Origin of the sequence: Methylobacterium sp. Leaf108 (assembly GCF_001423265.1) — a bacterium.
Taxonomy (GTDB): Bacteria; Pseudomonadota; Alphaproteobacteria; order Rhizobiales; family Beijerinckiaceae; genus Methylobacterium.
In genome coordinates this window covers 28,129-53,098 of record NZ_LMND01000032.1, presented here as the reverse complement: position 1 = coordinate 53,098, position 24,970 = coordinate 28,129, and the positions used below count along the sequence as shown (strand labels likewise).

Sequence of the window (24,970 nt, the reverse complement as noted above, 5' to 3'; positions counted from 1 at the left end):
CCTCGCGGCCTTCGACGATTGGGTCCGCCGAGGCATCGTGCCCAGAGCCATGGCCGGGACGACCAGGTGGGATCGCAAGGCGATCGATAGGGCCCTTGATCGCCGCTCGGGCCTTCTCGAGAGTGCCGATGCATCCTTCGAGGAGTGGGCGGCGGGCCATGCGGGTTAAGCTCAAGGGCATCAACACCGTGAGCCATACAGCCGCCGATGGCTCGACGACGAAGTACTTCTACCACCGCGCCAGCGGCAAGCGCCTCACCGGCGTGCCGGGGACCGCCGAGTTCATTGCCTCGTTCGAGGAGGCCGGCCGGTCCGTCGCCCAGGCGCGTGGCACCGGCACGGTGATGTGGTTGATCCGCCAGTACTGCGGCTCCCGGCAGTGGGAGAAGCTCGCCGATTCCACGCGCGCGATCGGGCGCCTCAACCTCAACGCCGTCGAGGCAAAATGGGGGGCGACCCCGCTCAAGCACGTCGAGAACCCAAAGAGCCGAGCGATCTTCCTGCGCTGGCACGACGAGCTCGCCCGCACGCAGCCGCGTGCGGCCGACAATAAGCTCGCCGCGCTCGCCCGGGTCTTCTCGTGGGGCTACAACCGCGGCCACCTCACCCATAACCCGATTGCGACGTTCGAGCGCGCCTACGGCAGCAACCGGGCCGAGCTGATCTGGCTCCCCGAACACGTCGCAGCCTTCGATGGAGTAGCGACGCCGGAGCTCAGGCTGTCGCTGCTCCTGGCGCTCCACACCGGCCAGCGCCAGGGCGATCTTCTAAGATTGCCGTGGTCGGCGTTCGATGGCGAGGCCATCGCGCTTCGGCAGGGCAAGTCGGGGCGCAAGGTGTGGATCCCGTGCACGGTGGCGCTGCGCACGGCGCTCGAGGCGGCGCCCAGGCGGGCCGTGACGGTACTGACGAAGGCGGACGGGAAGACCTGGACGAAGAACGCCTTCCACAACGCGTGGAAGTCCGCCTACGAGAAGGCCAAGATCGCCGAGGATCTCCACTTCCACGACCTGCGCGGAACAGCGGTCACGATGCTGTCAGAGGCAGGGTGCACGCCGCAGGAAATTGCGACCATCACGGGTCACACCCTCGCGTCCGTGAATAAGATCCTGGAGGTGTACCTCGCCCGAACACGGGCCCTGGCGCAGAGCGCCATCATCAAGCTGGATGCCCACCGGCGAAACGCTAAGTGAACATCGTCCGCAAAAAGTTTTGCAAAACATAGGTCGGCACGCATGCCGACTTCAGATCATCGAAGGGAAAACACCAACAAAAACAAGTTGGTGCGGCCAAGAGGACTCGAACCTCCACCCCTTGCAGGACTAGCACCTCAAGCTAGCGCGTCTACCAATTCCGCCATGGCCGCATCGTCGCCACGAAGGTCCGTCCCTGTGTCCCGGAGGACGTCGGCGGTTCCGTGTGGAGCGGCGCAGCGGATAACAGATCGATTTCGCCCCGACAAGCACTCCGTTTCGCGACCGGCCCGGAAACGACGCCCGGATCGGGCGGTGCCCGGTCTCAAGCCTTTGGCGGCGCAGACGTTTGCTCCCCGACCGACGAACGGCGAAGAATAGCTGCGCGCACGATGCGACGGGCCTCAGAGAAAGTCGACGCCGCTCTCCAGGATCGGCACGGCGCCCTCGCCGATGGTGACGCCGGGCAGCCGCACCACTTCGGCCTTGCGGATGAGCTGCGTGATCTCGACGGAGATGCGGTTGCCGGTCACCACGATCTGACCTCGCGCGATCGGGTGGTCGTTGGCCAGGATCTCGACCATATCGCTCTCGGTGGATTCGAGTTCGATCACCGCGCCCCGGCCCATGCGCAGCAGCATGTGCAGCGGCATGTGGCTGCGCCCGAGCACCACCGTCAGATCGACCTTGAGGTCTTCCAGAACCGACACGCGCCCGTCTCCCGTCGCCCGAGCGGCCGGACAACGGCGGGCTCTTCGCGCCGACTGTCCACGCCCGATGGTGAAGCCTTGGTAAACGAAACCTTGCGATCGGCCCGCCGCGCCGGCGATTTCACCCCGACCCGCCCGGGTAGCCCGGTGGCGTGGCGGATCGGCGACGCGCCGGTGCCCTACGAGGAGGCCGTGGCGGGCATGGAAGCCCGGGCCGCGGCCATCGCGGCGGGCGAGGCTCCGGAACTGGTGTGGCTTCTCGAGCATCCGCCGCTCTACACGGCGGGGACCTCGGCCCGCGAGGCCGACCTCGTCACGCCTGGCCGCTTTCCCGTCCACACGACCGGGCGGGGTGGGCAATACACCTACCACGGGCCTGGCCAGCGGGTGGCCTACGTGATGCTCGACCTCAACCGGCGACGACCCGACCTGAGGGCCTATGTGGCGGCGCTGGAGGCCTGGATCGTCGCCACCCTCGACGCCTTCGCCATCCGCGGCGAGGTCCGCGAGGACCGCGTCGGCGTCTGGGTGCGGCGGCCCGAGAAGGGCGCGGGCGTCGAGGACAAGATCGCGGCCATCGGCATCCGGGTCCGGCGCTGGGTGAGCTTTCACGGCATCAGCCTCAACGTGGAGCCCGACCTCTCGCATTTCTCCGGCATCGTCCCCTGCGGCATCACCGGGCACGGCGTCACCAGCCTCGTCGACCTCGGCCACCTCGTCAGCATGGAGGAGGTCGACATGGCCCTGCGCGCCGCCTTCGAGACGGTGTTCGGGCCGACGGTCGACGACGGGTGACCGGAGGCGGGGATCGCAGCACCCTCCCGCCCACCCACCCGTCGAGCCCCGAATCATCGATCGTGCCCGACGAGGGCCGGTTCGGCCGCCCACGATCTCGAACCGATGTGCTCACCCACACCGCCCGCAGTGGTCTCGATCGATCCCGCCGCCGTCCAGACCTGACCCTCGATGGCAGACGCTCGGTTCGCGTGCGTCGAGACACATCTTTGCCGATTCCGAGACGACATCACTGCTGAAGACATTCGATCAAGACCTGTCGTCACGAAAAAAGACGACCCCGCAAGTGTGGGAATGGGTCTTCGACGCGTGCTATTCTTCAGGAGGGGTCGATGAAGACCACAGTCGCCATCACGCCGATCAAGACTCCCGTCCTCACGGGCAAGGCGCCGCTCGTCGTCCAGGGCACCGCCCGCAACGACGACCTTCGCTACACCGGCACGCGCCCGGTGAGCATCGATGGGGGCGCGGGCAACGACACGCTCCAGGGCGGCTCCGGCGACGACAGCCTCGTGGGCGGCACCGGCAACGATCTCTTCCTCCATTCCGACGGCGCCGACGTCTACGTCGGCGGCCAGCTGCCCAAATCCGGCGGGACGCCGGTCTTCCCGTTCCCGGCGCCCGAGGTCGACACCGTCAGCTTCGCCAATGCCGCCGTGAAGACCGGCGCCGTCATCGACCTCGTCCGCCAGGAGCAGAACGCCGGCCTCGCGGCGGGCGACCGCTTCGTCGGGATCGAGCGGATCGTCGGCAGCCTCGGCGGCGACACGATCAAGGGCGACGCCACCGCCAACACCTTCTACGGCATGGCCGGCAACGACATCCTCGAAGGCCGAGACGGCAACGACACCCTGGAGGGCGGCGCCGGGGCGGACCGCCTCGACGGCGGCGCCGGCAACGACGTGCTGAAGGGCGGCAACGAGGGCGACGTCGTCACCGGCGGCACCGGAAACAACACCGTCGACGGCGACCAGGGCGCCGACACCATCCTCGGCGCCAACGGCCTCGACACCGTCCATGGCGGCGACGGCAACGACCGGATCGACTACACCGGCAGCACGACGGTGCGGGCCGACCTCTACGGAGACGCCGGCGACGACGTCATCCTGAGCGGCTCGGCCAGCCTCGTCGACGGCGGCGACGGCAACGACGCCATCACCGGCAATGCGAAGTCGGGCAGCACGGTCGCCTACGGCGGGTCGGTCTACGGTCGTTCCGGGGACGACACGATCGACTATGCGGCTTCGTCGGGAACAACCCGCATCAGCGGCGACCAGGGAGCGGACTCCATCCTGGGCGGGGCGGGGTCCAACCTCATCTTCGGCGGGTCGATCCACACGACGCCGCAGGGCTACATCATCGTCGAGGACGTCGACGACGGCGACGGGGCCGACGTCATCGACGGCGGTGGCGGCAGCGACCGCATCTACGGGAACTGGGGCGACGACACCATCACCGGCAGCGCCGGCAGCGATACGGTTCTGGGCGGTCAGGGCCGCGACAGCCTCGACTACCACCAAGCCACCCTCTCCCAGGTCCTGGTGGGCGGGTCGGGCATGGACGCGATCCTGGGCGGGGCGGGCAACGACACGATCTACGGAGGGTCGACGATGCTCTATGGCGCCACCCAGATCGATGTCGGGACGACCTCCCCCACCCCCGCATTCGGCCCGCTTCTCCCCGACGGCGCCGACATCATCGAGGGTGGCGCCGGCAACGACCGGATCTTCGGGGACGAGGGCAACGACACCATCACCGGCAGCGCCGGCTCGGACATCGTCAAGGGCGGCGACGGCGACGACACCATCGACTACCGCGCCAGCGCCAGCCTCAACGACCTGAACGGCGGCACCGGCAACGACATCGTCCGCGGCGGCAGCGGCGTCGACTACATCACGGCCGGCCAGGGCATCGACCGGCTGAGCGGCGGCGCCGGGGCCGACGGCTTCAAGTTCGGCAGCGACCTGTCGGGCACCTTCGTCACCGGCAAGACCACGGCCACCGCCGACGCGATCACCGATTTCCAGACCGGGTTCGACTTCATCCTGACCGGCAACGGCGCCGGCAACGATGCGAACTACCGCGAGTTCGCCGACGTCCGCGTCACCAGCGCCGAGATGGCGCTGCTGGTCTACGCCAACACGACGCACGACAACCCGGCCGCCGGCGGCGCGTCCTACACCTTCGTCGCCGGGGCCAGCGACGGCTACCTCATCCTCGATGCCAACGGCATCGCCACGGACGGCGCCACCGGCGTCCTGCGCCTCGACGGCCTCAACCTCCTCACGGGATTTTCCGCCGTCGACCTGCTCGCCTGAGACGATCCTCCGGCCGGCGGCCGTCCTCGACCGCGACGGATCGAGGACGGCCGCCGGCCGGTTCGGATCTCGGGCTCAGATCACCGGCAGCCCGCGCGCCTTGGCGTGCTCGCCGGGTTCGACGTGGATCACCACCACCGCGCCGGGCACCGCCCCTTCGATGACCGTCTCGAGCCGGTCGCAGATCTCGTGGCTCTCCTGCACCGTCATCTCGCCGGGTACCACGAGGTGGAAGTCGATGAAGGTGGCCTGGCCCGCGTGCCGGGTGCGTACGTCGTGCGCCTCCAGGGCGCCCGCGCCGTGGTCGGAGATGAGGCGGCGGATCTCGCCCACCATCTCGGGGGGGGCCGCCTTGTCCATCAGCCCGCTCACCGACTCGCGCACCATGCCCCAGCCCGACCACAGGATGTTGAGGGCGACGAGGCCGGCGATGATCGGGTCGAGGACGAACACCCCCGTCACCGTCACGAGGGCGACCCCCAGGAGCACGCCGCCGGAGGTGACGACGTCGGCCATCACGTGGCGGGCATCGGCCACCAGGGCGGGCGAACGCCAGGCCCGGCCGCGGCCGAGCAGGATTGTCGCCCAGACGAGGTTGACGGCGGTGGCGAGCGCATTGATCGCCAGGCCCGCGAGCGGAGCGTCGAGGGGCGTCGGGGCCAGGATGCCATGGACCGCCTCGCGAAAGATCAGGAGCGCGGCGACGATGATCAGGGCGCCTTCGACCACCGCCGAGAAGAACTCGGCCTTGTGGTGACCGAACGGATGCTCCTCGTCCGCCGGCCTGGCCGCCACGCGCAGGGCGACGAAGGCGAACGCCGCCGCGACCACGTTGATGATGCTCTCGAGCGCGTCGGAATAGAGCGCGAGGCTGCCGGTGAGCCAGAAGGCGCCGAACTTGAGGGCCGTGACCACCGCGCCGATGCCGGCGCTGGCCAGGGCGGCCTTTTGGGTGCGGTCCAACGAAACCTCCGGGGCGGCGAACCGCCGACGAGGGGCGTCATACGGCAGGCCGGCGCGCCAAGGCCACGGCACAGGTTGAACCGCCGCCCACAGGGTTTAGCCCGGGCTATCGAGGGCCCGATCCGATGGGGTGGGTCAGGACGGCGCGTCGTCGGGCACGCGCGGCGCGCGCTCGGCCTCGCGCGCGCGGCTGCGTTCGGCCTGTGCCCGAGCCCGGGCCGCCTTTCGGGCGTAGCCGCGCGCGATCCAGCCCCAGCTCGCCTTTGCGGCGAGCTGGTCGAGGCGCAAGGCCTCGCGTTCCCAATAGGACAGGAGCTGCCCGTCCAGGGTCACGCGCTTGACGACGGGCCTGGGCCGTCGCGCGGGCGCCGTCCTCTCGCGCCCCGCCGGATCGTCCGTCATGGTAGCGTCCGTCATGGCTGATCCGGGGCGGCGGGTGCGTCACAGGGGTCGATGACGAGGGAATCGTCCTCGTGGAGCCCGGCCTCTCCCGCATCGGCCACGGGTGATCCCGGCGTTCCGAACGGCCGGCTCGGATAGGCTTCGAGGAACCGGGCCCTGGCCTCGTCGGGGTCGGCCGCCTTCAGCGTGATCACCGGGCTCTGCGGCAGCGGCCAGCGCGGGTCGGCGGCATCGCGCGGGCGGATCGCGTACCAGGGCATGAAGGTCCTCTCGCGTGCGCCGGGCGAAGAATTCGGCACCGGAACGCCTCGGCAAGAACAGGAGGCCGGGCCGGTGGTTCCATGGGAATACCCACACGTCAAGGTTGGACGCAGGTTTCGAACCCGCCCGATGCCTCCCGGACGGCACCGATTGTTCGATCGCCGCCCGAACGGGCGGACCGCCCCGTCGGGCCTCGCCCGACAACCGGGCGCCATTGATCCCGGCACGCAAACCATGCTGTTGGCGCGCCATGCGCGTCGACCTGTTCGATTTCGACCTGCCGGAGGCGAGCATCGCCCTGCGGCCACCCGAGCCACGCGATGCGGGGCGGCTCCTCGTGGTGCGTCCCGGGGCACCGCCGGAGGACCGGGTCGTGCGCGACCTGGCGAGCCTGCTCAGCCCCCGCGACGCCCTCGTCTTCAACGACACCCGGGTGATTCCCGCCCGGCTCCACGGCATCCGCCACCGCGAGAACGCGGCCGGATTGCGCATGGAGGCGATGCTCCACCTGCGTGAGGCGCCCGACCGCTGGCGCGCCTTCGCGCGGCCGGGCAAGCGACTGGCGGTGGGCGACCGCCTCGTCTTGGGGGCCGATGCGTCCGAGCCGCTGACCGCGCGCATCGTCGAGAAGGGCGAGGGGGGCGAGGTGGTGCTGCGCTTCGAGGCCTCCGGCCCGGACCTCGACGCGGCCATCGCCCTGGCCGGCACCCTGCCGCTGCCCCCCTACATCGCGGGCAAGCGCCCGGCCGACGCGCGCGACGCCGTGGACTACCAGACGGTCTACGCCCGCGAGCCCGGCGCGGTGGCCGCACCCACCGCCGGCCTGCATTTCTCGCAGTCGCTCCTGGCCGCGATCGATGCCGCCGGCATCGCCCGCCATAGCGTGACGCTCCACGTCGGGGCCGGCACCTTCCTGCCCGTGAAGGCGGAGGATACCGCCGACCACCGGATGCATGCCGAGATCGGCGTGCTCGACGCGGCCACGGCGGAGGCCCTGAACGCCGTGCGCGCGGGCGGCGGCCGCGTCGTCGCGGTGGGCACCACCGCCCTGCGCCTCCTGGAAAGCGCCGCCGATGCCGAGGGCGTGCTCCACGCCTTTTCGGGGCCCACCGACATCTTCATCACGCCGGGCACGCCGATCCGGGCGGTGGACGCCCTGATGACCAACTTCCACCTGCCGCGCTCGACCCTGTTCATGCTGGTCAGCGCCTTCTCTGGCCTGGAGACCATGCGCGCGGCCTACGCCCATGCCATCGCGGGCGGGTACCGCTTCTACTCGTATGGGGATTCGAGCCTGCTGTTTCCCGCCGCGCCCCGATAGCGGGCGGCATTGCGCTCGCCGACGTTGCCCGTGTCGGCGCGTTGCCCGTATGACACCGCCGATGTCGCAACATTTCACCTTCCGCGTCGACGCCACCGACGGTGCCGCCCGCACCGGTGCCATCGCCATGCCGCGCGGCACCATCCGCACGCCGGCCTTCATGCCGGTGGGCACGGCGGCCACCGTCAAGGCGATGTACCCGGGTCAGGTCCGCGACCTCGGGGCCGACGTGGTGCTCGGCAACACCTACCACCTGATGCTGCGGCCGGGCCCCGAGCGCATGGCGCGGCTGGGCGGGCTGCACCGGTTCATGAACTGGCCGCACCCGATCCTCACCGATTCCGGCGGCTTCCAGGTGATGTCGCTGTCGGCGCTCAGGAAGCTCGACGAGCACGGCGTCACCTTCCGCTCGCATGTGGACGGCTCCTCCCACCACATGAGCCCGGAACGCTCCATCGAGATCCAGGGGCTGCTCGGCTCCGACATCCAGATGCAGCTCGACGAATGCGTGCGCCTGCCCGCCGACGAGGCCACCATCGCCAAGGCCATGCACCTGTCCCTGCGCTGGGCCGAGCGTTGCCGGGTGGCCTTCGGCGAGCAGCCGGGCAAGGCGATGTTCGGCATCGTGCAGGGCGGCGACGTGCCGGCCCTGCGCGTCGAGAGCGCGCGGGCGCTGGTCGACCTCGACCTCAAGGGCTACGCGGTGGGCGGGCTGGCGGTGGGCGAGCCCCAGGCCGTGATGCTGGCGATGATCGAGACGGTGGAGCCGCACTTGCCGCGGGACAAGCCGCGCTACCTCATGGGGGTCGGCACCCCCGACGACATCCTGCGCTCGGTGGAGCGGGGCATCGACATGTTCGACTGCGTGATGCCGACCCGGGCCGGGCGCCACGGCCTCGCCTACACCCGCCACGGCCGCATCAACCTGCGCAACGCCCGCCATGGCGAGGACACCCGGCCGCTGGACGAGGCCTCCGCCTGCCCGGCGGCGCGGGACTACGGCCGCGCCTATCTCCACCACCTCGTGCGCACCGAGGAGATCCTGGGCATGATGCTGCTGACCTGGAACAACCTCGCCTACTACCAGGAGCTGATGGCGGGCATCCGCGCCGCCGTCGCCGCGGGCCGGTTCCAGGATTTCGCCGCCGAGACCCGCGAGGGCTGGGCCAAGGCCGAGGCCGAGCGGGCCGCGGCCTGAACCGAGACGACCCTCACTCGGCTCCGTCTGGGGCAGGCTCGGCCGGTGCCGCCTCGGCCGGAGCATGGGCGAGCACCCGGAAGAATCCCGCCTCATCGTCCGCGCCCGTGGTGCGGGCCCGGGCCAGGGCCTCGACGATCCGGGCCGCCACCGGCAGCCGGTAGTGCAGCGGGTCCCAATAGTTGCGGTCCTGCGTGGTGACGGGGGACGGCATCCGGAAATCCACCACCGTGGCGCCGCGGCGCCGGCCGATGGCGGCCACATGCGCCTTGCAGGCCGCCTCCCGGGAGCCCCTGGCCGTGCCGGGGCGGCCCTGGACCGCCACATGGACGGGCATGAAGGCCAGGAGCTTGGTGGTCGCGGCCGGCATCGCGGCGAGTAGGGCATCGAGCCAGTCGAGGGCGGGCATCGCCTGCGAGACCTCGGGCGCCCGGCCGGGTTCCTCTGCCCCCTCTGCTCCCTCCACCGCCGTGGTGCCGCCGTGGATGTGCCGGGCGGCGCGGGCGGCGTCGTAGTGCTCGTCCGGTGGGGTGAAGACGGCGTAGCCGTCCCTGCGGATGCGCGCGGGCCGTTGGCCGATGCGGTGCAGCACCACGTCCGCCCCGGTGACGAGGCTCTGCCAGTTCACCTGCCGCAGAACGGAGAGGTGCCGCATCATGGGGGACGGATCGGGCTCGTAGAGCCAGTTCGGAAACGGGCGCGGCGTCACGAGGCGGGTGTCGGCATCGGCCTCGCACCAGGTCGAATCGAGGGCGAGCAGCATCGTCCTCGGCGCCCCCTGCGCCAGGACGAGGCGGGCCATCGCGCGCTGCTCGAAGGGCGTCGCGGCATTCATCGCGAGGTTCGCGAAGCGTCCGCCGAGCGCCCGGTCGAGGTCGCGCGGATCGAGGAGGCGGGCGGTGGAGGTGCCGATGACGGCCGAGTCGTAGGCCCCTCCGCGCACGATCTGCGGATAGAGGAAGCGCTGGTTGGAATCCATGAGCGGGCCGGGCGCCCGCCCGGGTGCGGCGCGCAGGCCGTAGGGATCGGTCGCCGCGACGAAGCCGATGGCGCCGGCGCCGAGCACGAGGCTGCCGAGCGCGAAGGCGACGGCGAAGCGGCGCCAGGCGCTGTCCCGCGCCGTCGGGTCGTGATCGAGCCTCATCGGGCCCGCCGCTCCCACGAGATGATGGCGACGGCGGGGCGGCCGCCCTCGTCGCGCGCTGTCCCGCCGGCCGTCAGATGATGAGGCCGCGGCGCAGGGCCATGGCGACGGCCTGGGTGCGGTTGGTGGTCCCGAGCTTGCTGCGGGCCGAGCGCAGGTGGAAATCGACGCCGTGGGTCGAGATGCCCATGACCTCGCCGATCTCCCAATCCGTCTTGCCCTCCGCGGCCCACTGCAGGGCCTCGCGCTCGCGCGGGGCCAGCCGCACCGGCGCGGCGAGCCCCTGCCCGTTGAGCAGCAGCAGGTGCCCGAAGGCATAGGTGGCCACGAGCTGGAGCATGCCCCGGTCGATGGGGTCGATCCCGAGCCGCTCGCCCGAGACGCTGAAGCCTGCGATCTCCCCGTCCAGGGTCTGGAGCGGGATCGTCAGGCCTTCGCGAAGGTCGAACTCGGCGGCTTCGTCCATCACGCGGCAGGCGGTCGCGTCATCGGTGGCCGCGCGCACGTCGCCCCAGGCGAAGGGGATCGCGCTCGTCCCCAGGCGCCGGACGGTGGGATCGTGGAAGGCATAGCCCCGCGAGAGATAACGCCGGCCCCATTCGCTGGGGAAGGTGTTGAGCAGGACGTGGTTCTGGTGTTGCCGGGCCGGCGTGCCCGGTGTCGGCACCGTCGCGGCCATCACGTGGGTGACGCCGAGGTCGGACAGTTCCGCCAGGAGAAGATCCGCCACGTCGCCGCTGCTGGCCGTGCGGTCCAGGGAGCGCAGGAAACTGAGGGTGTGATCCAGGGATTTGCGCGTCATCCCCGTCACTCCGCCCGCCGTCCGCAATCGTCACAGAGAGGTATGACGTAGAGTCATTGTCAATGATCTCAGGTCGATAAAACGGACCGGTATCGCCCGCTGCGATCCTGCCTGCGCAAGCGCCATACAAGTGGTCGTCGCCGGTCCTTCAACCGAACAGGTCGACCACCGCGAAGCCCCGTTCGGCGAGGCGCTCGGCCAGGATGCGACGATGGCAGCGCTCCGGCTCGCGCTCGAAGCACAGGAGGCAGGTCGGTCCCCGTGCCGCCAGGTCAGCCAGGGCGTCGAGGGCGAGGCCGCCGTCGCCGGTGTCGAGCACCGCCTCGCAATAGATCCTGCGCATGAGGCCGGCATCGTGGGCCCGGGCGGCCTGCCGGCCGGCCTTGGGCGTGCCCAGTGCCCGGAGGTGATCGTAGGAGACGCCGCCGTCCTCGAGGAAGGCGGCGAGCGCCGTCTTCGAGAAGCCGCGCTTGCGCGAATTGGCCACCGCCCGGACGTCGGCGAGGCGGGTGACGCCGGCCCCTGTGAGGGCGGCGCGCAGGCGCTCGGGGTCGAGCCCTTCGTAGCCGATCGTGAAGAGGGTCCGCGTCATCGTGCGATCCATGCGGGGGGCGGTGTCCACACGTTGCTCACAGGCAACGGCTTCCGGAAATCTGCCTCAATCTCGGCAAACGTCTGTTAACTGCGCTCGGGCATCCATGATCCAGGTGTTTGCATGATCGAAGTGCGTGGCGCGTAGGGTGATGGACGTGGGTTCGATGTCTCTGACGAACGAGCGCCCCCCGACGACGGGTCGCGACCCCGGCGCCTGGATGCGCCGGACCGCTGCCATCGCGCTGATGGCGGGGCTGGCGGCCTGCGCGGGCGGCACCACGGACTTCTATCCCGACAAGGGCGACGTGAAGCCCCACCCCGGCGTCGCCCGCGCCAAGAGCCACCCGATCCAGGGCATCGACATCTCGAAGTGGCAGGGCCGGGTCGATTGGGCCTCGGTGCGCAAGGCCGGCACCCAGTTCGCCTTCATCAAGGCCACCGAGGGCGGCGACCACGTCGACGAGCGGTTCCGCGAGAACTGGGACGGCGCGGCGCAGGCCGGCGTGCCGCGCGGGGCCTACCACTTCGTGTTCTGGTGCCGCTCGGCGCAGGACCAGATGGCGTGGTTCAAGAAGAACGTGCCCAACGACCCCACCGCCCTCCCCCCCGTCCTCGACGTGGAGTGGAACGGCCATTCCCAGCTCTGCCCAAAGAAGCTGCCCAAGGCCCAGGCGCTCGCGATGGTGCAGTACATGCTCGACGAGATGGAGCGGTACACCGGCAAGCGCCCGATCATCTACACCGACATCACCTTCCACAAGGACGTGCTCGAGAACGAGCTGCCGGACTATCCCCATTGGGTCCGCTCCACCGCGGCCGAGCCCGAGCAGCGCTATGCCCGGCGCAAGTGGATGCTGTGGCAGTTCACGTCGACGGGCCGGGTGCCGGGCGTGCGCGGCGACGTCGACCGGAACGCCTTCTACGGGACCACGGCCGAATGGGCGTCGTTTCTCTCCACCGACTGCGATCCGCGCGATCATCACCGCCTCTCGCCGCAGGGCCTCTGCACGAACAAGTGAGACGGTGTCCGCTTGAATCAAGCGGGAGCCGTATCACCGGGCCCGCACGGCGCCTGAGCGAAGCCCATGTCGGCATCGCGACGTGATCGGCTGGACATGGTTATGAGCGCGCTCGCACCTGCGTTCAAACCCGAGGCGGTTGCCTTGCCGAAGCGCAGTGGCTGTCCGCTGAGAAAATCGCGATCCCGTCGGCCTCGGACGAGCCGTGGCGCATCGTGCCGACGGGTGGCTCTCGACCGTTGCCGTCGGCACGCTCACCGGGCTGACGTCGCCCCTCGCCGGCAGACCGTTCCACCTCATCCTCCGCGAGCGATCGCGCAAGTTCGTCGGCCGCTCTTACCCTGTCTGCCCACGGGGGCGGCGGGAATGGCCTGAGGTCCTTCGGGATCACCCGGCGGAATCGGTCCGTGCCAAGCCGGATCGCGCAGGACCTGCGACGTCAGGCCAGCGCAAGTGCGGCCCGGTTCTCGATCGGACGACGCCCACCCTTCGGATGGGACCGAGGCGGTGGAAGGAGCGGAGCGATCTCATCCCCGAGATCATCGGGAAGACGCGGTCCGGCCATGCCAAACGAAAACTCAAAACTCCGCTCGGTGCCATTCTGTCCGGCGCTCCGAGTGCTATCGCCCCCGCCTCCCCATGGGAAGCGCGCGGCGAAGGGCCTTTTGGATCAGGGATGGCTGGCGATCTGCGAACGAAGGCACGTTCGCGTTTCCGACAAGCCCCGCCACTTGCAGTGAACGCAATCCGCAGAACCGCGTTCTTTGCCCGGGCTTCGGCTCACTATCACATGGAAGATGGATACCAGCATGTTGAAGCGTTTTGCCGCTACCGCCGGTCTACTCGCACTCGGCACCGGTCTTGCCCTGGCTCAGACCACCGCCCCGGCTCCCGCGCCCACGCCGGGTACGCCATCGACTGCCGGAGGAGCCACCAACGCACCTGCCATGCGGACCAATGGTGACATGAAGGAATGGCAGGCTGCGAAGGTGGCTAAGGTCAGCCTGACGAAGGCGCTGATGGCTGCCGAGGGCAAGGGCGAGGAGAAAGGCGGCCGTGCCATCGACGCCGACTTCGAGAACGTCGAGGGCAAGGACCCGGCGCATTACGAGATCAAAGTGGTCTACCCGAGCGGCAAGCTCGTCGAGCACTACATCAACGCCGACACGGGCGAGGTTTACAAGACCGAGAACCAGCCGATCGAGCGGTACTTCACCCGTTTAAAGCCTGCCGATTTCCAGAATGCCAAAACCACGCTCAAGGACGCGCTGGCGATCGCCGAGCAGAAGGTGCCTGGCGGCAAGGCCTTCGAGGCTGACGTGTCCAAGGACGGTTCTGCGGTACAGTACGAGATCAAGGTGGCGGGCGCCGACAACGAGCAGACCGTCAAGGTTGGCGCGGACGGCAAGGTTGTCGACTGACCCGGTCGTGACGGTTTCACCTTAGCTGGCGAAGCCACCCTCTTCTGAGCCTGCTCACGGGCTCCGACAGAGACCGCGAAAGCTGACGAACAAGGCCTCCCCGCCGCCCGATCTGATCACGGGCCGGCGGGGTGGGTCGTCCATCTCACAGGTGAGCCGGTACGCAACTTGGCTCGTGACTGTGATGTCGGACGACAATTAGCCGAGCATCAAGCACGTCGCGGAGGCGTCGCACCAAAACGGGAATCGCAGTCTGTTCCTGACGAACGTCTGCGATCGTGGGCTGCGGGAAATCCTCCGGCCCACCGTTTGGCACACAGTGCTAAGTGAGACGTCTCTTATGAGACCACGCCCAAACCACGACCCAAGGCGTTGATTTGGTTGGCGCGCCCTACGGGAATCGAACCCGTGTTTTCGCCGTGAAAGGGCGACGTCCTGGACCGCTAGACGAAGGGCGCTTTGGTCGGGCGAGGGTTCTATAGGGGGGTTCGTCGCGCTGTGCAACGCTCCTCGTCGGTTGTCGTGCGGCGACGGGGTCGCGGACCGGGACGTTGCCGGACGATGAGGCGCATTGGCGCCGCTCGCGGGCCGGGGTGGCTTGACGAACGAGGTGCGGGCCGGTTTGTCGCGGGTTTGGATCGGACCGCCCTCATGACCAGCCACAGCGACGACCCGCCGACACACAAGCCCCGGCCGACCGGCGGGGATCGCAAGGAGCGCGGCCGCCGGTTCGGCTCCGGCGCGGTGCGGGATCGCTTCCGACCGACCGGGCCGAGCGGCGACCGGGTCGTCCTCTACGGCTGGCACCCGGTGTTCCAGGCGCTCGCCAACGACGGGCGGCGGCTGCATCGGCTGCTCGCCACCGAGAACGGGGCGGCCCGCCTGACGGCCGAACTCGGGACCCTGCGGATCGAGCCGGAACTCGTCCGGCCCAGCGCCATCAACGCCCTGCTCGGGCCCGATGCCGTGCACCAGGGGCTCTACCTCGAAGCCGATCCGCTACCCGGGCCGGACCTCGACGACCTACCCGACGATGCCCTCCTGCTCGCCCTCGACCAGATCACCGATCCCCACAACGTCGGCGCCATCGTCCGCACCGCCGCCGCCTTCGGCGTCGCCGCCATCGTCACCACCGCCCGGCATTCGCCCAACGCCACCGGCGTACTGGCCAAATCGGCCTCTGGCGGCCTCGAGCACGTGCCGCTGGTGGTGGTGCGCAACCTCGCCGAGGCGCTGATCGACCTGGGGAAGCGCGGGTTCACCCGCATCGGCCTCGATTCCGATGCGCAGACGACGCTCGACGCCGTCGGCCCGCGCCGGCCTGCGGTGATCGTGCTCGGAGCCGAGGGCAAGGGCCTGCGCCAGCGCACCCGGGATTGCTGCGACGTGCTCGCCCGCATTCCCTTCTCGGGGGAGATCCGCAGCCTGAACGTCTCCAACGCCGCGGCGATCACCCTCTATGCCCTGAGCGTCCGCCCCGCGGAGTGATACCGTTTCCGCTTGATTCAAGCGGAAACGGTATCACCGAGCCGGCGCGGCGCCTGAGCGAAGCCCATTTCCGCATCACGAAGTGATCACCCGGAAATGGTACGATCCGGTTCCTGCCTGGTCCCGAGCGGGCTCGTCAGCGCCAGAACGGCGTCACGTCGATGAGCGCCTCGTGCGCCTCGGCGGCCGCCTCGAGCAGGGCGCCGGCGCCGGCGTCCCCGTCGGCGGCGGTCAGCCCGGCCGCGAACAGGGCCTCGCCGTCCGCCTGCGTCACGAGGAGGCCCGAGACGATGCCGTGGGCGGTGGCGAGGTCGTTGAGGGCGCCGAGGTGGTCCTGCAGGTCCGAGAGCGCGGCGACGAAGGCCTTGTGGCGCTTGGCCGTCTTCTTGCCCGCGTAGAGCGACCCGAAGAACTCGGCGCCGTAGCGCAGCTTCTTCGCCTCGATCCGCACCCGGTGGCGCGCGTCGGCGTCGAGCCTGTCGAGGTGGCGCCCGCCTTTCTTGATCCGGCGGCGCGCCCGCTCCAGGATCGCGGCCGCGACGTCGCGCGCCGGCGCGGCGCTGGCCCCCTGTGCCCGCCACGGGCCGGTTTCGATCCAGGCAGCCAGATCGAGGACGAGGCCGCGCCACTCGGCCGCCTCGAGGATGGAGAGCACCACGTCGTAGGCGCGCAGCCTCTCGCCCTCCAGGGTCTCGCGCAGGGCGGTCAGGCTCGCCTCGTCCGGCCTGCGGGCGATCTCGGCGGGCAGCGTCTCGTTCAGGAAGACGTCGATGTTGCGCGCCTGGCCGAACGGCTCGGAGACCCGCTTGATCTCGGCGCGCAGGTGCTGCGCCGTGGCGTCGCCGGCCAGCATCGCCTTGAACAGGGTGAAGGCCGAGCGCAGGCGGCGCAGGGCGACCCGCATCTGGTGCAGGGCCTCCGGATCGCGGCCGTGCAGGAAGACGTCTTCGTTGCGGCGCAGGTGGCGCAGGCACGCCTGGGCGATCGCCAGGAAGGCGTCGCCGGCCGTGGCCGTCTCCTCCAGGCGGACCGCCCTGGCCTTGCTCGGCCGGCGCAGCGTCCCGTCGAGGAGAGCGAAGGCCCGTTCGCTCTTGCTCAGGGCGCCGAGCCGCAGCGGTACCGTCTCGGCGAGCGCCTGGGCGAGGCCGAACAGGTCGGCGGCCCGGCCCTCCACGAGTTCGAGCTCGACCTCGCACAGCGGCACGTCGCCGTCCGGCGTCTCGACCCGGCCCTGGTCCAGGGTCACCGAGATCCGCGACTCGCCGTAGCGGACGGGACGGGTCGTGCGCTCCACCACCGTGGCGAACACCGCGTGGAGACCTGCGCCTTTCGCATCCGCCAGGATCGCGGCCGCGGGCGTCGCCGCGAGGGCGGCGAGGTCGGGCTCGGGACCCTCGACGGGACATTCCCACTCGGGCCTATCGAACAGGCCGGCGCCGGCGGCGGCGGCCTTCACGGTCTGGACGTGTCCGGTCGGCGTCCTGCGCACGCGCAGAGTGAGGCCGGCGGCGGCGAGGTCCCGGTCGGCCGTGTCGAAATACGTCGCGCTCAGGACCGCCGTGTCCTGCGCCTCGCCGGTCCGCAGCAGTGGGTGTTCGGCCAGGGCGGCCATGTCGTGCAGGCCGGCTTCCAGCTTCAGCTCGATCTCGCGTGGGCCACTCATGGCGTCGATTCGCTCCTTGATGCCGCGTCTCCGGCGGTGTCCGCCGGGGCTGCGGCGCTCCGCCGTCGCCCGGTCGGATTTGTCGCGGGCAGCCTACCATGGCTTGCCACCGCATGTGAGACGCCTGCGGTGGGACGCTCCCCCCGTCTCCGCGGCCTTTGACAAGCCGGCCGAATGCCGTAGCTCCTCGCGGACCCCGCCGGGACGAGGCCGGGCGGAGGTCGTTGGGACATCGTGATGACGCAGGACCGGCCGAGGGCCGATCGCCTTCTGGTGGAGCGGGGGCATTTCGAGAGCCGAGCGCGGGCGCAGGCCGCCATCGCCGCCGGCCTCGTGCGGGCCGACGACCGCCCGGTGCTGCGCGCCGCCGACCGTCTCGACCCGCACGCCAGGATCGAGGCGGAGCAGCCCCACCCCTTCGTCTCGCGCGGGGGGCTCAAGCTGACAGCGGCCCTCGATGCCTTCGGGATCGACCCCGCCGGTCGCCACTGCCTCGACGTCGGCGCCTCCACCGGCGGTTTCACGGACGCCCTGCTCGCCAGGGGAGCGGCGCACGTTCATGCGGTCGACGTCGGGCGCGACCAGCTCCACGCTTCCCTGCGCGCCGATTCGCGGGTGACCAGCCTGGAGGGTACCGACGCCCGCACCCTCGACGCCGCGTCGTTCGCGCGGGCGCCGGATTTGGTGGCCGTCGACGTGAGCTTCATCTCCCTGCGCCTCGTCCTGCCGGCCCTGGTGCCCCTGCTGGCGCCGCGCGCGGTCCTGGCCGCGCTGATCAAGCCGCAGTTCGAGGCCGGTCGCGATCGGGTCGGGCGCGGCGGCATCGTGCGCGACGGAGCCGTCCACGACGAGGTCTGCGCCGGGATCGAGGCTCTGCTGGTCGAGCTCGGCTTCGACGTCCTGGGCCGCGTGCCCTCGCCGGTGACGGGGGGAGACGGCAACCGCGAATTTCTGGTGGGCGCCCGCCTCGCCCCTCGAGCGGGGCGTCCGGCATGAGACACCCTGTGTCGACTCCGCCTGTTTCAGGCGAGAACCCGCTGCCGGAAACCGGCGTGACCGACATCGTGACCATCGACCGGCTCGGGGCCCGCGGCGACGGGATCGCCGCCGACGGGCTCCCAGTCGCCTATGCCCTTCCCGGCGAGCGGGTCACCGTCACCCGCGCGGGCGGACGCGGCCATCTCGTCTCGGTGGAGACCCCCTCCCCCGACCGGGTCGCACCCTTCTGCCCTTATTACGGCACCTGCGGCGGCTGCGTCGTGCAGCACCTGGCGACCGAGCCCGCCGCCGCCTGGAAGCGCGGTCTCGTCGACAGGGCCCTGGATCAGGCCGGGCTCGCGGTCGCGGCCGAGCCGGTCCGCATCGCCCACGGAGAAGGCCGGCGCCGCCTTACCCTCCACGTTCGGGCGATCGACGGCGCCGCCCGGGCTGGCCTGATGGCGGCGCGCAGCCACGACCTCGTATCCATCGACCATTGCCCGATCACCGTCCCGGCCCTGCACCGGGCACCCGCCGTGGCCCTGGCGCTCAGCGCTCCCCTCGGCCACGGCCGCAAGCCCCTCGACGTCGCGGTGACGGCCACCGGCGGCGGGCTCGACGTCGACCTGCGCGGGCATGGGCCGGTGAGCGAGGGCGTGCGCGCCGCCCTGGTGCGTCTGGCCGCCGACCTCGACCTCGCGCGCCTGTCGCTGCACGGCGAGGTGGTGGTGGAGCGCCGGGCGCCGTTCCTGCACGGGGAGGCAGACGCCTGGGTGCCGCCGCCCGGCGGCTTCCTGCAGGCGACCGAGGCCGGCGAGACCCTGCTCGGCGAACTCGTCCTCGCCGCCCTCGACAAGAAGACCAAACGGGTGGCCGACCTGTTCTCCGGCTCCGGGCCCTTCAGCCTCGTCCTGGCGCGGCGCTGCGAGGTCCATGCGGTGGAGGGGGAGGCCGCGGCCCTCGCGAGCCTCGAGCGGGCCTATCGGGCCACGCCGGGCCTACGCCGAATCACCACCGAGCGGCGCGATCTGTTCCGCCGGCCGCTGCTGCCGATCGAGCTCGACGCCTACGACGCCGTGGTGTTCGATCCGCCCAGGGCCGGGGCGCAGGCGCAGGCCGCCCGGCTGGCCGAATCGGCCGTCCCCCTGGTGATCGGCGTCGCCTGCGATGCCGGTACCTTCGCGCGGGACGCCGCCACCCTGGTCGCGGGCGGCTACCGGCTGGAGCGGGTCACGCCCGTGGACCAGTTCGCGTCCTCCGCTCACGTCGAGCTCCTCGGCGTGTTCCGGCGGGCGCCCAAGCGGCGCGGATCTCCCCTGCGCAGCCTGCGCGGTTGATCCCGACCCTCGGTCAGGAACGGCGATTCGCCATGAAGAAAGCCCGCCGCGGCCTGGGCCGGGGCGGGCTCAATCGTTCCGGTACCGCGAGATCAGGCGGCGACGCGGGCCTTGACGGTGGCGTTGTCGTTGAGGGCGACGAACATGCCGGCCGAGGCGGTGTCGGTGGTGGAGGCGACCGCGTCGTCGCGATCCAGGAGGATCGTCATGGCGGGACCGATGGCGGCGGCGGCGAGGCCGAGGATGAAGAGAGCGATCATTGGGGTGGCTCCTGAAGAACGTCGATGACCGTCATATCGCACCGCACCACGGCATTTGGTATGCCACATCCCAGAATGCTGGCATGCAATTCATGCATGGATGAGCCTGTCGAGGCCTGTCGGCAGGGTTCTACCGCGGGCGACGTTCCGGCTTTGGCCCGAATTACTGATTTATAGTGCCAGTTTTGTTGCTGGCCGGCCAATGCCCTGGCCGAGGCGTGAGAGGCCGCCCCGTGTCGATCCGAGTGCGCCGCATCATGGGTCTGACCGTCGATTCACGGGAATCCCGCGCCTGTCGGCTGTGCATGCAGCCCATCTCGTCTCGACAGCGCCGAAACATTCGATATGCAAGCGTAATGAACCGTTTAAGACGATCCTGAGGATCGGGTCCGATGGCGGGTTCGTCCCGGTCGGGACGGCGGCGAGGGAGATGCCTTCGCCGCTTTCCGGTGGGAGATCGGTGGGATGGCGGGGATGCGAATGCGGCTCGATACGAATGGCGGGAATGCAATAATCCGGCCATTTTTCGAAAAACCGCAGAATTATTTTGCTTGCTCCGCCATCTGATATACCAAATACTACATACCAGTTCGTCGAAGGATCCCGGTCCGAGGTCCTCGGCGGCGGAGGAACGCATCGCATCGGCGCTTATGCCACGCTCCACGCCTCATCCGGGCGTCGGTGCATGAACCACAGGGGGAAATGCCATGGCCTTGTCTAGCGCTGCGCCCGTCGCGGCAAAAACGTCGAGCAATCGATGGCTACAGCTCATTCTCGGCGTCGCCTGCATGGTGGCCGCGGCCAACATCCAGTACGCCTGGACGCTGTTCGTACCCGAGATCCAGAAGACCTTCGGCTGGGATCGCGCCGCGATCCAGGTCGCGTTCACGATCTTCGTCATCGTGCAGACCTGGCTGACGCCGATCGAGGGCTACTTCATCGACAAGTACGGCCCGAGCCGGGTCGTGATGTTCGGCGGCCTCATGACGGGCCTCGCCTGGGTCATCAACTCCTACGCCACCACGCTTTCGGGCTTCTATTTCGGCTCGGTGGTCGGCGGCATCGGCGTCGGCTGCGTCTACGCCACCTGCATCAACAACGCCCTGAAGTGGTTCCCGGACAAGCGCGGTCTGGCCGTCGGCCTCACCGCGGGCGGCTACGGCGCCGGTTCGGCCCTCACCATCATCCCGATCGCCAACATGATCTCGCAGGGCAGCTACGCCCAGGCGTTCTTCGTCTTCGGCCTGATCCAGGGCGCGATCATCATCCTGGCCTCCATCGGCCTTCGCGGCCCGGGCAAGGGCGAGGTCGTCTACTCGAGCAAGGTGCTCCAGTCCCGTCGCGACTACACCCTCGGCGAGGCCCTGCGCACGCCGGTGTTCTACGTCATGCTCCTGATGTTCACCTGCACCGTCACCGGCGGCCTGATGGCCGTGGCCCAGCTCGGCGTCATCGCGCAGGACCTCGGCGTGAAGGAGTTCAAGGTCGACCTGTACTTCTTCGCCATGGCCGCCCTGCCCTTCGCGCTGATGCTCGACCGTATCCTGAACGGCATCTCCCGCCCCCTGTTCGGCTTCATCTCCGACCGGATCGGCCGCGAGAAGACGATGTTCATCGCCTTCACGATGGAAGGCATCGGCATCGTCGCCCTGGGCTACTTCGGCAGCAACCCGTGGGCGTTCATCATCCTCTCGGGCATCGTGTTCCTGGCCTGGGGTGAAGTGTACTCCCTGTTCAGCGCGACGGCGGCCGACACGTTCGGTTCGGCCCACATCGGCAAGATCTACGGCGTCCTCTACTGCGCCAAGGGTGTCGCCGCCCTGTTCGTGCCGCTGGGCAACATCCTGATGCAGGCCACCGGTACCTGGGCCACGGTGCTCTACACCGTCGCCGCGATGGATCTCCTGGCCGCCTTCCTGGCCATCGCGGTCCTGAGGCCGATGCTCAAGCGCCATCACGCCGCCAACGGCTCCGTGATGCCCGCCGCGAACCTCGCCCACGCCTGAAGACCGTCTCACGCCGAACACCCGGCCCGCCCCCGCCTCGCGCGGGAGGCGGGCCGATCCGTTTTCTGCTTCCCGATGTGCCTGACGCTGCGTCGTCCGCCGGCTCGATCGTGGCGCTGTCGGATGGGCCCGCTCGCGATGGGCGGGGCGCTGGACGGTCCTTCGCCCGTGGCGCGACTCCTGCACCGTGTGCCGGAACCTCCGGTACGGCCGCCGATTGTCACCGGCTGGCAGACCCGGCAGGACGCACACCCTTCGCCGGATGCCACCACCCCGATGATGATCGCCGCCGCCCTTGCGTTGCAGAGCCTTCCCTTCGCCGCCCTCGTCCTGGCCTCCGACCCGGGCAACCGCGACGTCTTCGTGGTGGCCTACACCGCGGCCCTGGGGCTGGTTCTCTCGCTGATCGTCCTGTGGGACGGCGCCGCCACGACCCCGATTTTGCCCATGCTCGAGATCCCGCCTCCCCGTTAGGGGGCGGGACCGAGGCTTTGCGCGGCTTGGCCGACGGGGTCGGTGCGATCGCCCGTGAGGCGGCCTACCCCTGAAGGTCTCCCCAGGACGGCTTCCACAGCCCCTGGGGGTCGATCACCACCATCTCCATCGCCCCCTCGTTGGCGATGTGCACCGCGATCCCGAAGGCCTCGGCGATGGGCAGGAGGCCGGTGGTGCTGAACTGGCGGCCGTTGGCGAGCTTCACCTCGGCGGCGACGGCACCGTCCTTCCTCGCGAGGCAGAGCGTGACGGCCGCAGCCGCGGGGGCGTGAACGCGCCGGAAGGTGTTCGCCATGTCGGATGAGTCCTCGGCCCTCGCCACAAACGAAAAGGGCGGCCTGAGGGCCGCCCTTTCCCGATTCGATGTAAGGTGGTCGCTCAGCGCTTCGAGAACTGGAAGCTGCGGCGGGCCTTCTTGCGGCCGTACTTCTTGCGCTCGACCACGCGGCTGTCGCGGGTAAGGAAGCCCTCGCGCTTGAGCGGGCCGCGCAGTTCGGGCTCGAAGTAGGTCAGGGCCTTGGAGAGGCCGTGGCGCACGGCGCCGGCCTGGCCGGAGAGGCCGCCGCCATGGACGCTGACCATGATGTCGTACTGGTCGACGCGGTTGGCGATCTGGAGCGGCTGGCGCAGGATCATGCGCAGCACGGGCCGGGCGAAATAGACCTCGATGGTGCGGCCGTTGACCACGACCTGGCCGGTGCCGGGCTTGATCCAGACGCGGGCGACCGCGTCCTTGCGCTTGCCGGTGGCATAGGCGCGGCCCTGGGCATCGAGCTTCTGGACGTGGACGGGCGCCGCGTTCTCGGGCGACTCGACGTTCGACCGGTTGAGGTCGGCGAGGGACTGGAGGGTCGCCATGATCAAGCGCTCACGTTCTTGCGGTTGAGGGCGCCGACGTCGAGCGCCTGCGGCTGCTGGGCGGTATGGGGATGCTCGGTGCCCTTGTAGACACGCAGGTTGCCCATGATCTGGCGGAACAGCGGGCCGCGCGGCAGCATGCGCTCGACGGCCTTCTCGACCACCCGCTCGGGGAAGCGGCCGTCCAGGATGTACTTGGCCGTGCGCTCCTTGATGCCGCCCGGGTAACCGGTGTGGTGGTAGTACACCTTCTGCTCGCGCTTGCGGCCGGTGAACTGCACCTTCTCGGCGTTGATGACGATGACGTTGTCGCCGCAGTCGACGTGAGGAGTGTAGGCGGGCTTGTGCTTCCCGCGCAGGCGCATCGCGACGATGGTGGCGAGCCGGCCGACGACCAGGCCCTCCGCATCGACGATGATCCACTTCTTGTCGACGTCGGCGGGTTTCAGCGAAGTGGTCTTCATCGCGCTGCTCATCCCGTGGCGTTCCGTGTGATCCGTTAGAAAACGATGCGCCGCCGCGTGCGAGACGCGGCGGCGTTGGAGCGTCCTTTAGGCAGGTTTACCGGCCGCGTCAAGCCTTTCCGGCGCACGTAACAGGCGAAAACCGCAAGCGATAGAGAGGCTTCCGCCTTGCGGTATCATGATACCGCGTGAGCCTTGCGCTCAGCGCCGCTTGTTGCCGCGCGGGCCGGTCACCACCGGCGTGTTGTGGCGGTTCTCGGTCAGGAGCTTGCGCCACCGGTTCAGCCGTTCCGGATCGAGGGTGCCCGCGGCTACCGCGGCCTGCACGGCGCAGCCCGGTTCGTGGGCATGGGTGCAGTCGCGGAACCGGCAGGCGGGCGCGAGCTCGGTGATCTCGGAGAACAGGGTCCCGATCCCGCCGGCCGCGTCGCCGACGTGGAGGGTGCGCATGCCCGGCGTGTCGATGACGAAGCCGCCCCCGGCCATGGCGTGCAGCGAGCGCGCCGTGGTGGTGTGGCGGCCCTTGGCGTCGTGCTCGCGGATGCCGCCGGTCAGCTGCGGCAGGGCCTGGCCCGGCCCGGCCAGGGTGTTGACCAGGGTCGACTTGCCGACCCCGGAGGAGCCGACCACCGCCACGGTGCGGCCGGGGCCGCACCAGGGCGCCAGCGCCCCGGCCGCCGCCGGCTCGCGCGGGTTGAGGACCACCACCGCGAGCCCGCTCTGCAGGGCCGCGGCCTCGGTTTGGTAGCGCGCGACCGCGTCGGTGGTGTCGGCCTTGGTCAGGACGATCACCGGGTCGATGTCGCCCTCGTTGGCCATGGCGAGGTAGCGTTCGAGGCGGGCCGGGTTGAAGTCGGCGTTGCAGGAGGTGACGACGAACAGCGTGTCGACGTTGGCGGCGGCGAGTTGCGCCACCCGGCTGCCCTCGGTGCGCCGCTCCAGCACGGACTTGCGATCGAGGCGCCGGCGCAGGGTTGTGGTCGCGGGATCGACGAGCACGAAATCCCCCACGGCGAAGTCGCCGGTGGTCGCATGCACCGCCAGGACCGGCGCGACCGGGCCGGCCTCGCCCAGCGCGGTGAGGCGCGCGCGGTGGACGCTGGCGATCCGCGCCGGCACGAGGCCGGCTTCCTCCGGCAGGACCTGGTCTGCGAAGAAGGCGGACCAGCCGAGGTCGAACAGGGAGGGGGCGTCGGGATGATCTGTCACGGTGGATGCCCCATCGCACGCCGGGCCCGGGAGGGACAGGGGCGGCGCTCCACGCGAGGCGCGAGAGCAGC

The 24,970-nt window shown here is 70.1% G+C and carries 25 protein-coding genes, 2 tRNA genes and 1 pseudogene; 12 read left to right on the top strand and 16 right to left on the bottom strand.

Going from position 1 to position 24,970, the window contains the following annotated elements:
- Nucleotides 1–158: 158 nt before the first annotated feature.
- Nucleotides 159–1,193, top strand: coding sequence for a tyrosine-type recombinase/integrase (locus ASF39_RS16360; RefSeq protein WP_056285869.1), 1,035 nt, complete (start codon nucleotides 159–161; stop codon nucleotides 1,191–1,193).
- A gap of 88 nt (nucleotides 1,194–1,281) precedes the next feature.
- Here the strand turns inward: ASF39_RS16360 and ASF39_RS16355 are convergent.
- Together ASF39_RS16355 and ASF39_RS16350 are read right to left on the bottom strand one after the other, a co-directional pair.
- Nucleotides 1,282–1,366 (bottom strand) — tRNA-Leu (locus ASF39_RS16355).
- A gap of 231 nt (nucleotides 1,367–1,597) precedes the next feature.
- Nucleotides 1,598–1,903 carry a FliM/FliN family flagellar motor switch protein gene (locus tag ASF39_RS16350; RefSeq protein WP_055888628.1) on the bottom strand — a complete coding sequence of 102 codons (306 nt, stop codon included), beginning with the start codon at nucleotides 1,901–1,903 and terminating at the stop codon, nucleotides 1,598–1,600.
- A 93-nt stretch (nucleotides 1,904–1,996) separates the two neighbouring features.
- Here ASF39_RS16350 and lipB point away from each other — a divergent pair, with 93 nt between their 5' ends.
- Together lipB and ASF39_RS16340 are read left to right on the top strand one after the other, a co-directional pair.
- Nucleotides 1,997–2,698 (top strand): lipoyl(octanoyl) transferase LipB, encoded by a 702-nt coding sequence (lipB, locus tag ASF39_RS16345; protein ID WP_244472451.1) that lies wholly within the window; start codon nucleotides 1,997–1,999, stop codon nucleotides 2,696–2,698.
- Between the two features lie 332 nt (nucleotides 2,699–3,030).
- Nucleotides 3,031–5,016 carry a calcium-binding protein gene (locus ASF39_RS16340; RefSeq protein WP_056285867.1) on the top strand — a complete coding sequence of 662 codons (1,986 nt, stop codon included), beginning with the start codon at nucleotides 3,031–3,033 and terminating at the stop codon, nucleotides 5,014–5,016.
- A gap of 75 nt (nucleotides 5,017–5,091) precedes the next feature.
- Here the strand turns inward: ASF39_RS16340 and ASF39_RS16335 are convergent, their stop codons facing one another.
- The 3 genes from ASF39_RS16335 to ASF39_RS16325 form a co-directional block, all read right to left on the bottom strand.
- Nucleotides 5,092–5,979, bottom strand: a complete 888-nt coding sequence (locus ASF39_RS16335; protein ID WP_055888624.1) for a cation diffusion facilitator family transporter — start codon at nucleotides 5,977–5,979, stop codon at nucleotides 5,092–5,094.
- A gap of 135 nt (nucleotides 5,980–6,114) precedes the next feature.
- Nucleotides 6,115–6,396 (bottom strand): hypothetical protein, encoded by a 282-nt coding sequence (locus ASF39_RS16330; RefSeq protein ID WP_244472441.1) that lies wholly within the window; start codon nucleotides 6,394–6,396, stop codon nucleotides 6,115–6,117.
- Complete coding sequence (locus tag ASF39_RS16325) at nucleotides 6,393–6,641, bottom strand: hypothetical protein (protein ID WP_056285863.1); 249 nt, start codon at nucleotides 6,639–6,641, stop codon at nucleotides 6,393–6,395. Before ASF39_RS16325 ends, ASF39_RS16330 begins: the two co-directional genes overlap by 4 nt.
- Before the next feature lie 251 nt (nucleotides 6,642–6,892).
- Between ASF39_RS16325 and queA the strand changes: the two genes are divergently transcribed.
- Together queA and tgt are read left to right on the top strand one after the other, a co-directional pair.
- Nucleotides 6,893–7,963, top strand: a complete 1,071-nt coding sequence (gene queA, locus ASF39_RS16320) for a tRNA preQ1(34) S-adenosylmethionine ribosyltransferase-isomerase QueA (RefSeq protein WP_055888619.1) — start codon at nucleotides 6,893–6,895, stop codon at nucleotides 7,961–7,963.
- Nucleotides 7,964–8,012: 49 nt separating this feature from the next.
- Nucleotides 8,013–9,161, top strand: coding sequence for a tRNA guanosine(34) transglycosylase Tgt (tgt, locus tag ASF39_RS16315; protein WP_056285861.1), 1,149 nt, complete (start codon nucleotides 8,013–8,015; stop codon nucleotides 9,159–9,161).
- Between the two features lie 13 nt (nucleotides 9,162–9,174).
- Here the strand turns inward: tgt and ASF39_RS16310 are convergent, their stop codons facing one another.
- The 3 genes from ASF39_RS16310 to ASF39_RS16300 form a co-directional block, all read right to left on the bottom strand.
- Complete coding sequence (locus ASF39_RS16310; protein ID WP_056285857.1) at nucleotides 9,175–10,305, bottom strand: hypothetical protein; 1,131 nt, start codon at nucleotides 10,303–10,305, stop codon at nucleotides 9,175–9,177.
- Nucleotides 10,306–10,378: 73 nt separating this feature from the next.
- The gene (locus ASF39_RS16305) at nucleotides 10,379–11,107 is read right to left on the bottom strand and encodes a LuxR family transcriptional regulator (protein WP_055888613.1); all 729 of its coding nucleotides are present in this window, start codon (nucleotides 11,105–11,107) and stop codon (nucleotides 10,379–10,381) included.
- A gap of 148 nt (nucleotides 11,108–11,255) precedes the next feature.
- Nucleotides 11,256–11,699 (bottom strand): DUF488 domain-containing protein, encoded by a 444-nt coding sequence (locus ASF39_RS16300; RefSeq protein WP_056286108.1) that lies wholly within the window; start codon nucleotides 11,697–11,699, stop codon nucleotides 11,256–11,258.
- Between the two features lie 166 nt (nucleotides 11,700–11,865).
- On the opposite strand from ASF39_RS16300, the gene ASF39_RS16295 reads away from it, so the two are divergent.
- The gene (locus ASF39_RS16295) at nucleotides 11,866–12,720 is read left to right on the top strand and encodes a GH25 family lysozyme (RefSeq protein ID WP_056286104.1); all 855 of its coding nucleotides are present in this window, start codon (nucleotides 11,866–11,868) and stop codon (nucleotides 12,718–12,720) included.
- 451 nt (nucleotides 12,721–13,171) lie between these two features.
- Here the strand turns inward: ASF39_RS16295 and ASF39_RS21500 are convergent.
- A pseudogene (locus tag ASF39_RS21500) lies at nucleotides 13,172–13,285 on the bottom strand (IS5/IS1182 family transposase); the annotation flags it as partial.
- 244 nt (nucleotides 13,286–13,529) lie between these two features.
- On the opposite strand from ASF39_RS21500, the gene ASF39_RS16290 reads away from it, so the two are divergent.
- On the top strand, nucleotides 13,530–14,141 hold the full coding sequence (locus ASF39_RS16290) for a PepSY domain-containing protein (RefSeq protein WP_082494620.1): 612 nt from the start codon (nucleotides 13,530–13,532) through the stop codon (nucleotides 14,139–14,141).
- 382 nt (nucleotides 14,142–14,523) lie between these two features.
- Here the strand turns inward: ASF39_RS16290 and ASF39_RS16285 are convergent.
- A tRNA-Glu gene (locus ASF39_RS16285) sits at nucleotides 14,524–14,599 on the bottom strand.
- Nucleotides 14,600–14,792: 193 nt separating this feature from the next.
- On the opposite strand from ASF39_RS16285, the gene rlmB reads away from it, so the two are divergent.
- Entirely contained in the window at nucleotides 14,793–15,629 is an 837-nt protein-coding gene (gene rlmB / locus ASF39_RS16280; protein ID WP_082494641.1) for a 23S rRNA (guanosine(2251)-2'-O)-methyltransferase RlmB, read from the top strand.
- 136 nt (nucleotides 15,630–15,765) lie between these two features.
- Here the strand turns inward: rlmB and ASF39_RS16275 are convergent, their stop codons facing one another.
- Nucleotides 15,766–17,292, bottom strand: a complete 1,527-nt coding sequence (locus tag ASF39_RS16275; protein ID WP_056285853.1) for a CHAD domain-containing protein — start codon at nucleotides 17,290–17,292, stop codon at nucleotides 15,766–15,768.
- 237 nt (nucleotides 17,293–17,529) lie between these two features.
- On the opposite strand from ASF39_RS16275, the gene ASF39_RS16270 reads away from it, so the two are divergent.
- Both ASF39_RS16270 and ASF39_RS16265 read left to right on the top strand, forming a co-directional pair.
- A complete protein-coding gene (locus tag ASF39_RS16270) occupies nucleotides 17,530–18,288 on the top strand; it encodes a TlyA family RNA methyltransferase (RefSeq protein ID WP_055888607.1) in 759 nt (252 codons plus the stop codon).
- A gap of 56 nt (nucleotides 18,289–18,344) precedes the next feature.
- Complete coding sequence (locus tag ASF39_RS16265; protein WP_056285851.1) at nucleotides 18,345–19,607, top strand: methyltransferase; 1,263 nt, start codon at nucleotides 18,345–18,347, stop codon at nucleotides 19,605–19,607.
- 92 nt (nucleotides 19,608–19,699) lie between these two features.
- Here the strand turns inward: ASF39_RS16265 and ASF39_RS21495 are convergent, their stop codons facing one another.
- Nucleotides 19,700–19,867: a hypothetical protein gene (locus ASF39_RS21495; RefSeq protein WP_156648535.1), complete on the bottom strand. Its 168-nt coding sequence runs from the start codon at nucleotides 19,865–19,867 to the stop codon at nucleotides 19,700–19,702.
- Between the two features lie 707 nt (nucleotides 19,868–20,574).
- Between ASF39_RS21495 and oxlT the strand changes: the two genes are divergently transcribed.
- Both oxlT and ASF39_RS22460 read left to right on the top strand, forming a co-directional pair.
- Nucleotides 20,575–21,873 (top strand): oxalate/formate MFS antiporter, encoded by a 1,299-nt coding sequence (oxlT, locus tag ASF39_RS16260; RefSeq protein ID WP_055888603.1) that lies wholly within the window; start codon nucleotides 20,575–20,577, stop codon nucleotides 21,871–21,873.
- A gap of 168 nt (nucleotides 21,874–22,041) precedes the next feature.
- Nucleotides 22,042–22,347: a hypothetical protein gene (locus tag ASF39_RS22460; RefSeq protein WP_244472440.1), complete on the top strand. Its 306-nt coding sequence runs from the start codon at nucleotides 22,042–22,044 to the stop codon at nucleotides 22,345–22,347.
- A 64-nt stretch (nucleotides 22,348–22,411) separates the two neighbouring features.
- Here the strand turns inward: ASF39_RS22460 and ASF39_RS16250 are convergent, their stop codons facing one another.
- The 4 genes from ASF39_RS16250 to rsgA all read right to left on the bottom strand — a co-directional run bounded on the left by ASF39_RS16250 (nucleotide 22,412) and on the right by rsgA (nucleotide 24,899).
- On the bottom strand, nucleotides 22,412–22,663 hold the full coding sequence (locus tag ASF39_RS16250; protein WP_055888599.1) for a hypothetical protein: 252 nt from the start codon (nucleotides 22,661–22,663) through the stop codon (nucleotides 22,412–22,414).
- A gap of 83 nt (nucleotides 22,664–22,746) precedes the next feature.
- Nucleotides 22,747–23,226, bottom strand: a complete 480-nt coding sequence (gene rpsI, locus ASF39_RS16245; protein WP_055888597.1) for a 30S ribosomal protein S9 — start codon at nucleotides 23,224–23,226, stop codon at nucleotides 22,747–22,749.
- A 2-nt stretch (nucleotides 23,227–23,228) separates the two neighbouring features.
- Entirely contained in the window at nucleotides 23,229–23,690 is a 462-nt protein-coding gene (gene rplM, locus ASF39_RS16240; RefSeq protein ID WP_055888960.1) for a 50S ribosomal protein L13, read from the bottom strand.
- 201 nt (nucleotides 23,691–23,891) lie between these two features.
- Nucleotides 23,892–24,899 carry a ribosome small subunit-dependent GTPase A gene (rsgA, locus tag ASF39_RS16235; protein ID WP_056285847.1) on the bottom strand — a complete coding sequence of 336 codons (1,008 nt, stop codon included), beginning with the start codon at nucleotides 24,897–24,899 and terminating at the stop codon, nucleotides 23,892–23,894.
- Nucleotides 24,900–24,970 lie beyond the last annotated feature (71 nt).

Bases quoted from the DNA above. Each gene is read 5' to 3' on its own strand.
- ASF39_RS16360 (WP_056285869.1), top strand. From the start codon at position 159: ATGCGGGTTAAGCTCAAGGGCATCAACACCGTGAGCCATACAGCCGCC.
- ASF39_RS16340 (WP_056285867.1), top strand. From the start codon at position 3,031: ATGAAGACCACAGTCGCCATCACGCCGATCAAGACTCCCGTCCTCACG.
- ASF39_RS16330 (WP_244472441.1), bottom strand. From the start codon at position 6,396: ATGACGGACGCTACCATGACGGACGATCCGGCGGGGCGCGAGAGGACG.
- ASF39_RS16325 (WP_056285863.1), bottom strand. From the start codon at position 6,641: ATGCCCTGGTACGCGATCCGCCCGCGCGATGCCGCCGACCCGCGCTGG.
- queA (WP_055888619.1), top strand. From the start codon at position 6,893: ATGCGCGTCGACCTGTTCGATTTCGACCTGCCGGAGGCGAGCATCGCC.
- tgt (WP_056285861.1), top strand. From the start codon at position 8,013: ATGACACCGCCGATGTCGCAACATTTCACCTTCCGCGTCGACGCCACC.
- ASF39_RS16310 (WP_056285857.1), bottom strand. From the start codon at position 10,305: ATGAGGCTCGATCACGACCCGACGGCGCGGGACAGCGCCTGGCGCCGC.
- ASF39_RS16305 (WP_055888613.1), bottom strand. From the start codon at position 11,107: ATGACGCGCAAATCCCTGGATCACACCCTCAGTTTCCTGCGCTCCCTG.
- ASF39_RS16300 (WP_056286108.1), bottom strand. From the start codon at position 11,699: ATGACGCGGACCCTCTTCACGATCGGCTACGAAGGGCTCGACCCCGAG.
- ASF39_RS16295 (WP_056286104.1), top strand. From the start codon at position 11,866: ATGTCTCTGACGAACGAGCGCCCCCCGACGACGGGTCGCGACCCCGGC.
- ASF39_RS16290 (WP_082494620.1), top strand. From the start codon at position 13,530: ATGTTGAAGCGTTTTGCCGCTACCGCCGGTCTACTCGCACTCGGCACC.
- rlmB (WP_082494641.1), top strand. From the start codon at position 14,793: ATGACCAGCCACAGCGACGACCCGCCGACACACAAGCCCCGGCCGACC.
- ASF39_RS16275 (WP_056285853.1), bottom strand. From the start codon at position 17,292: ATGAGTGGCCCACGCGAGATCGAGCTGAAGCTGGAAGCCGGCCTGCAC.
- ASF39_RS16270 (WP_055888607.1), top strand. From the start codon at position 17,530: ATGACGCAGGACCGGCCGAGGGCCGATCGCCTTCTGGTGGAGCGGGGG.
- ASF39_RS21495 (WP_156648535.1), bottom strand. From the start codon at position 19,867: ATGATCGCTCTCTTCATCCTCGGCCTCGCCGCCGCCGCCATCGGTCCC.
- oxlT (WP_055888603.1), top strand. From the start codon at position 20,575: ATGGCCTTGTCTAGCGCTGCGCCCGTCGCGGCAAAAACGTCGAGCAAT.
- ASF39_RS16250 (WP_055888599.1), bottom strand. From the start codon at position 22,663: ATGGCGAACACCTTCCGGCGCGTTCACGCCCCCGCGGCTGCGGCCGTC.
- rpsI (WP_055888597.1), bottom strand. From the start codon at position 23,226: ATGGCGACCCTCCAGTCCCTCGCCGACCTCAACCGGTCGAACGTCGAG.
- rplM (WP_055888960.1), bottom strand. From the start codon at position 23,690: ATGAAGACCACTTCGCTGAAACCCGCCGACGTCGACAAGAAGTGGATC.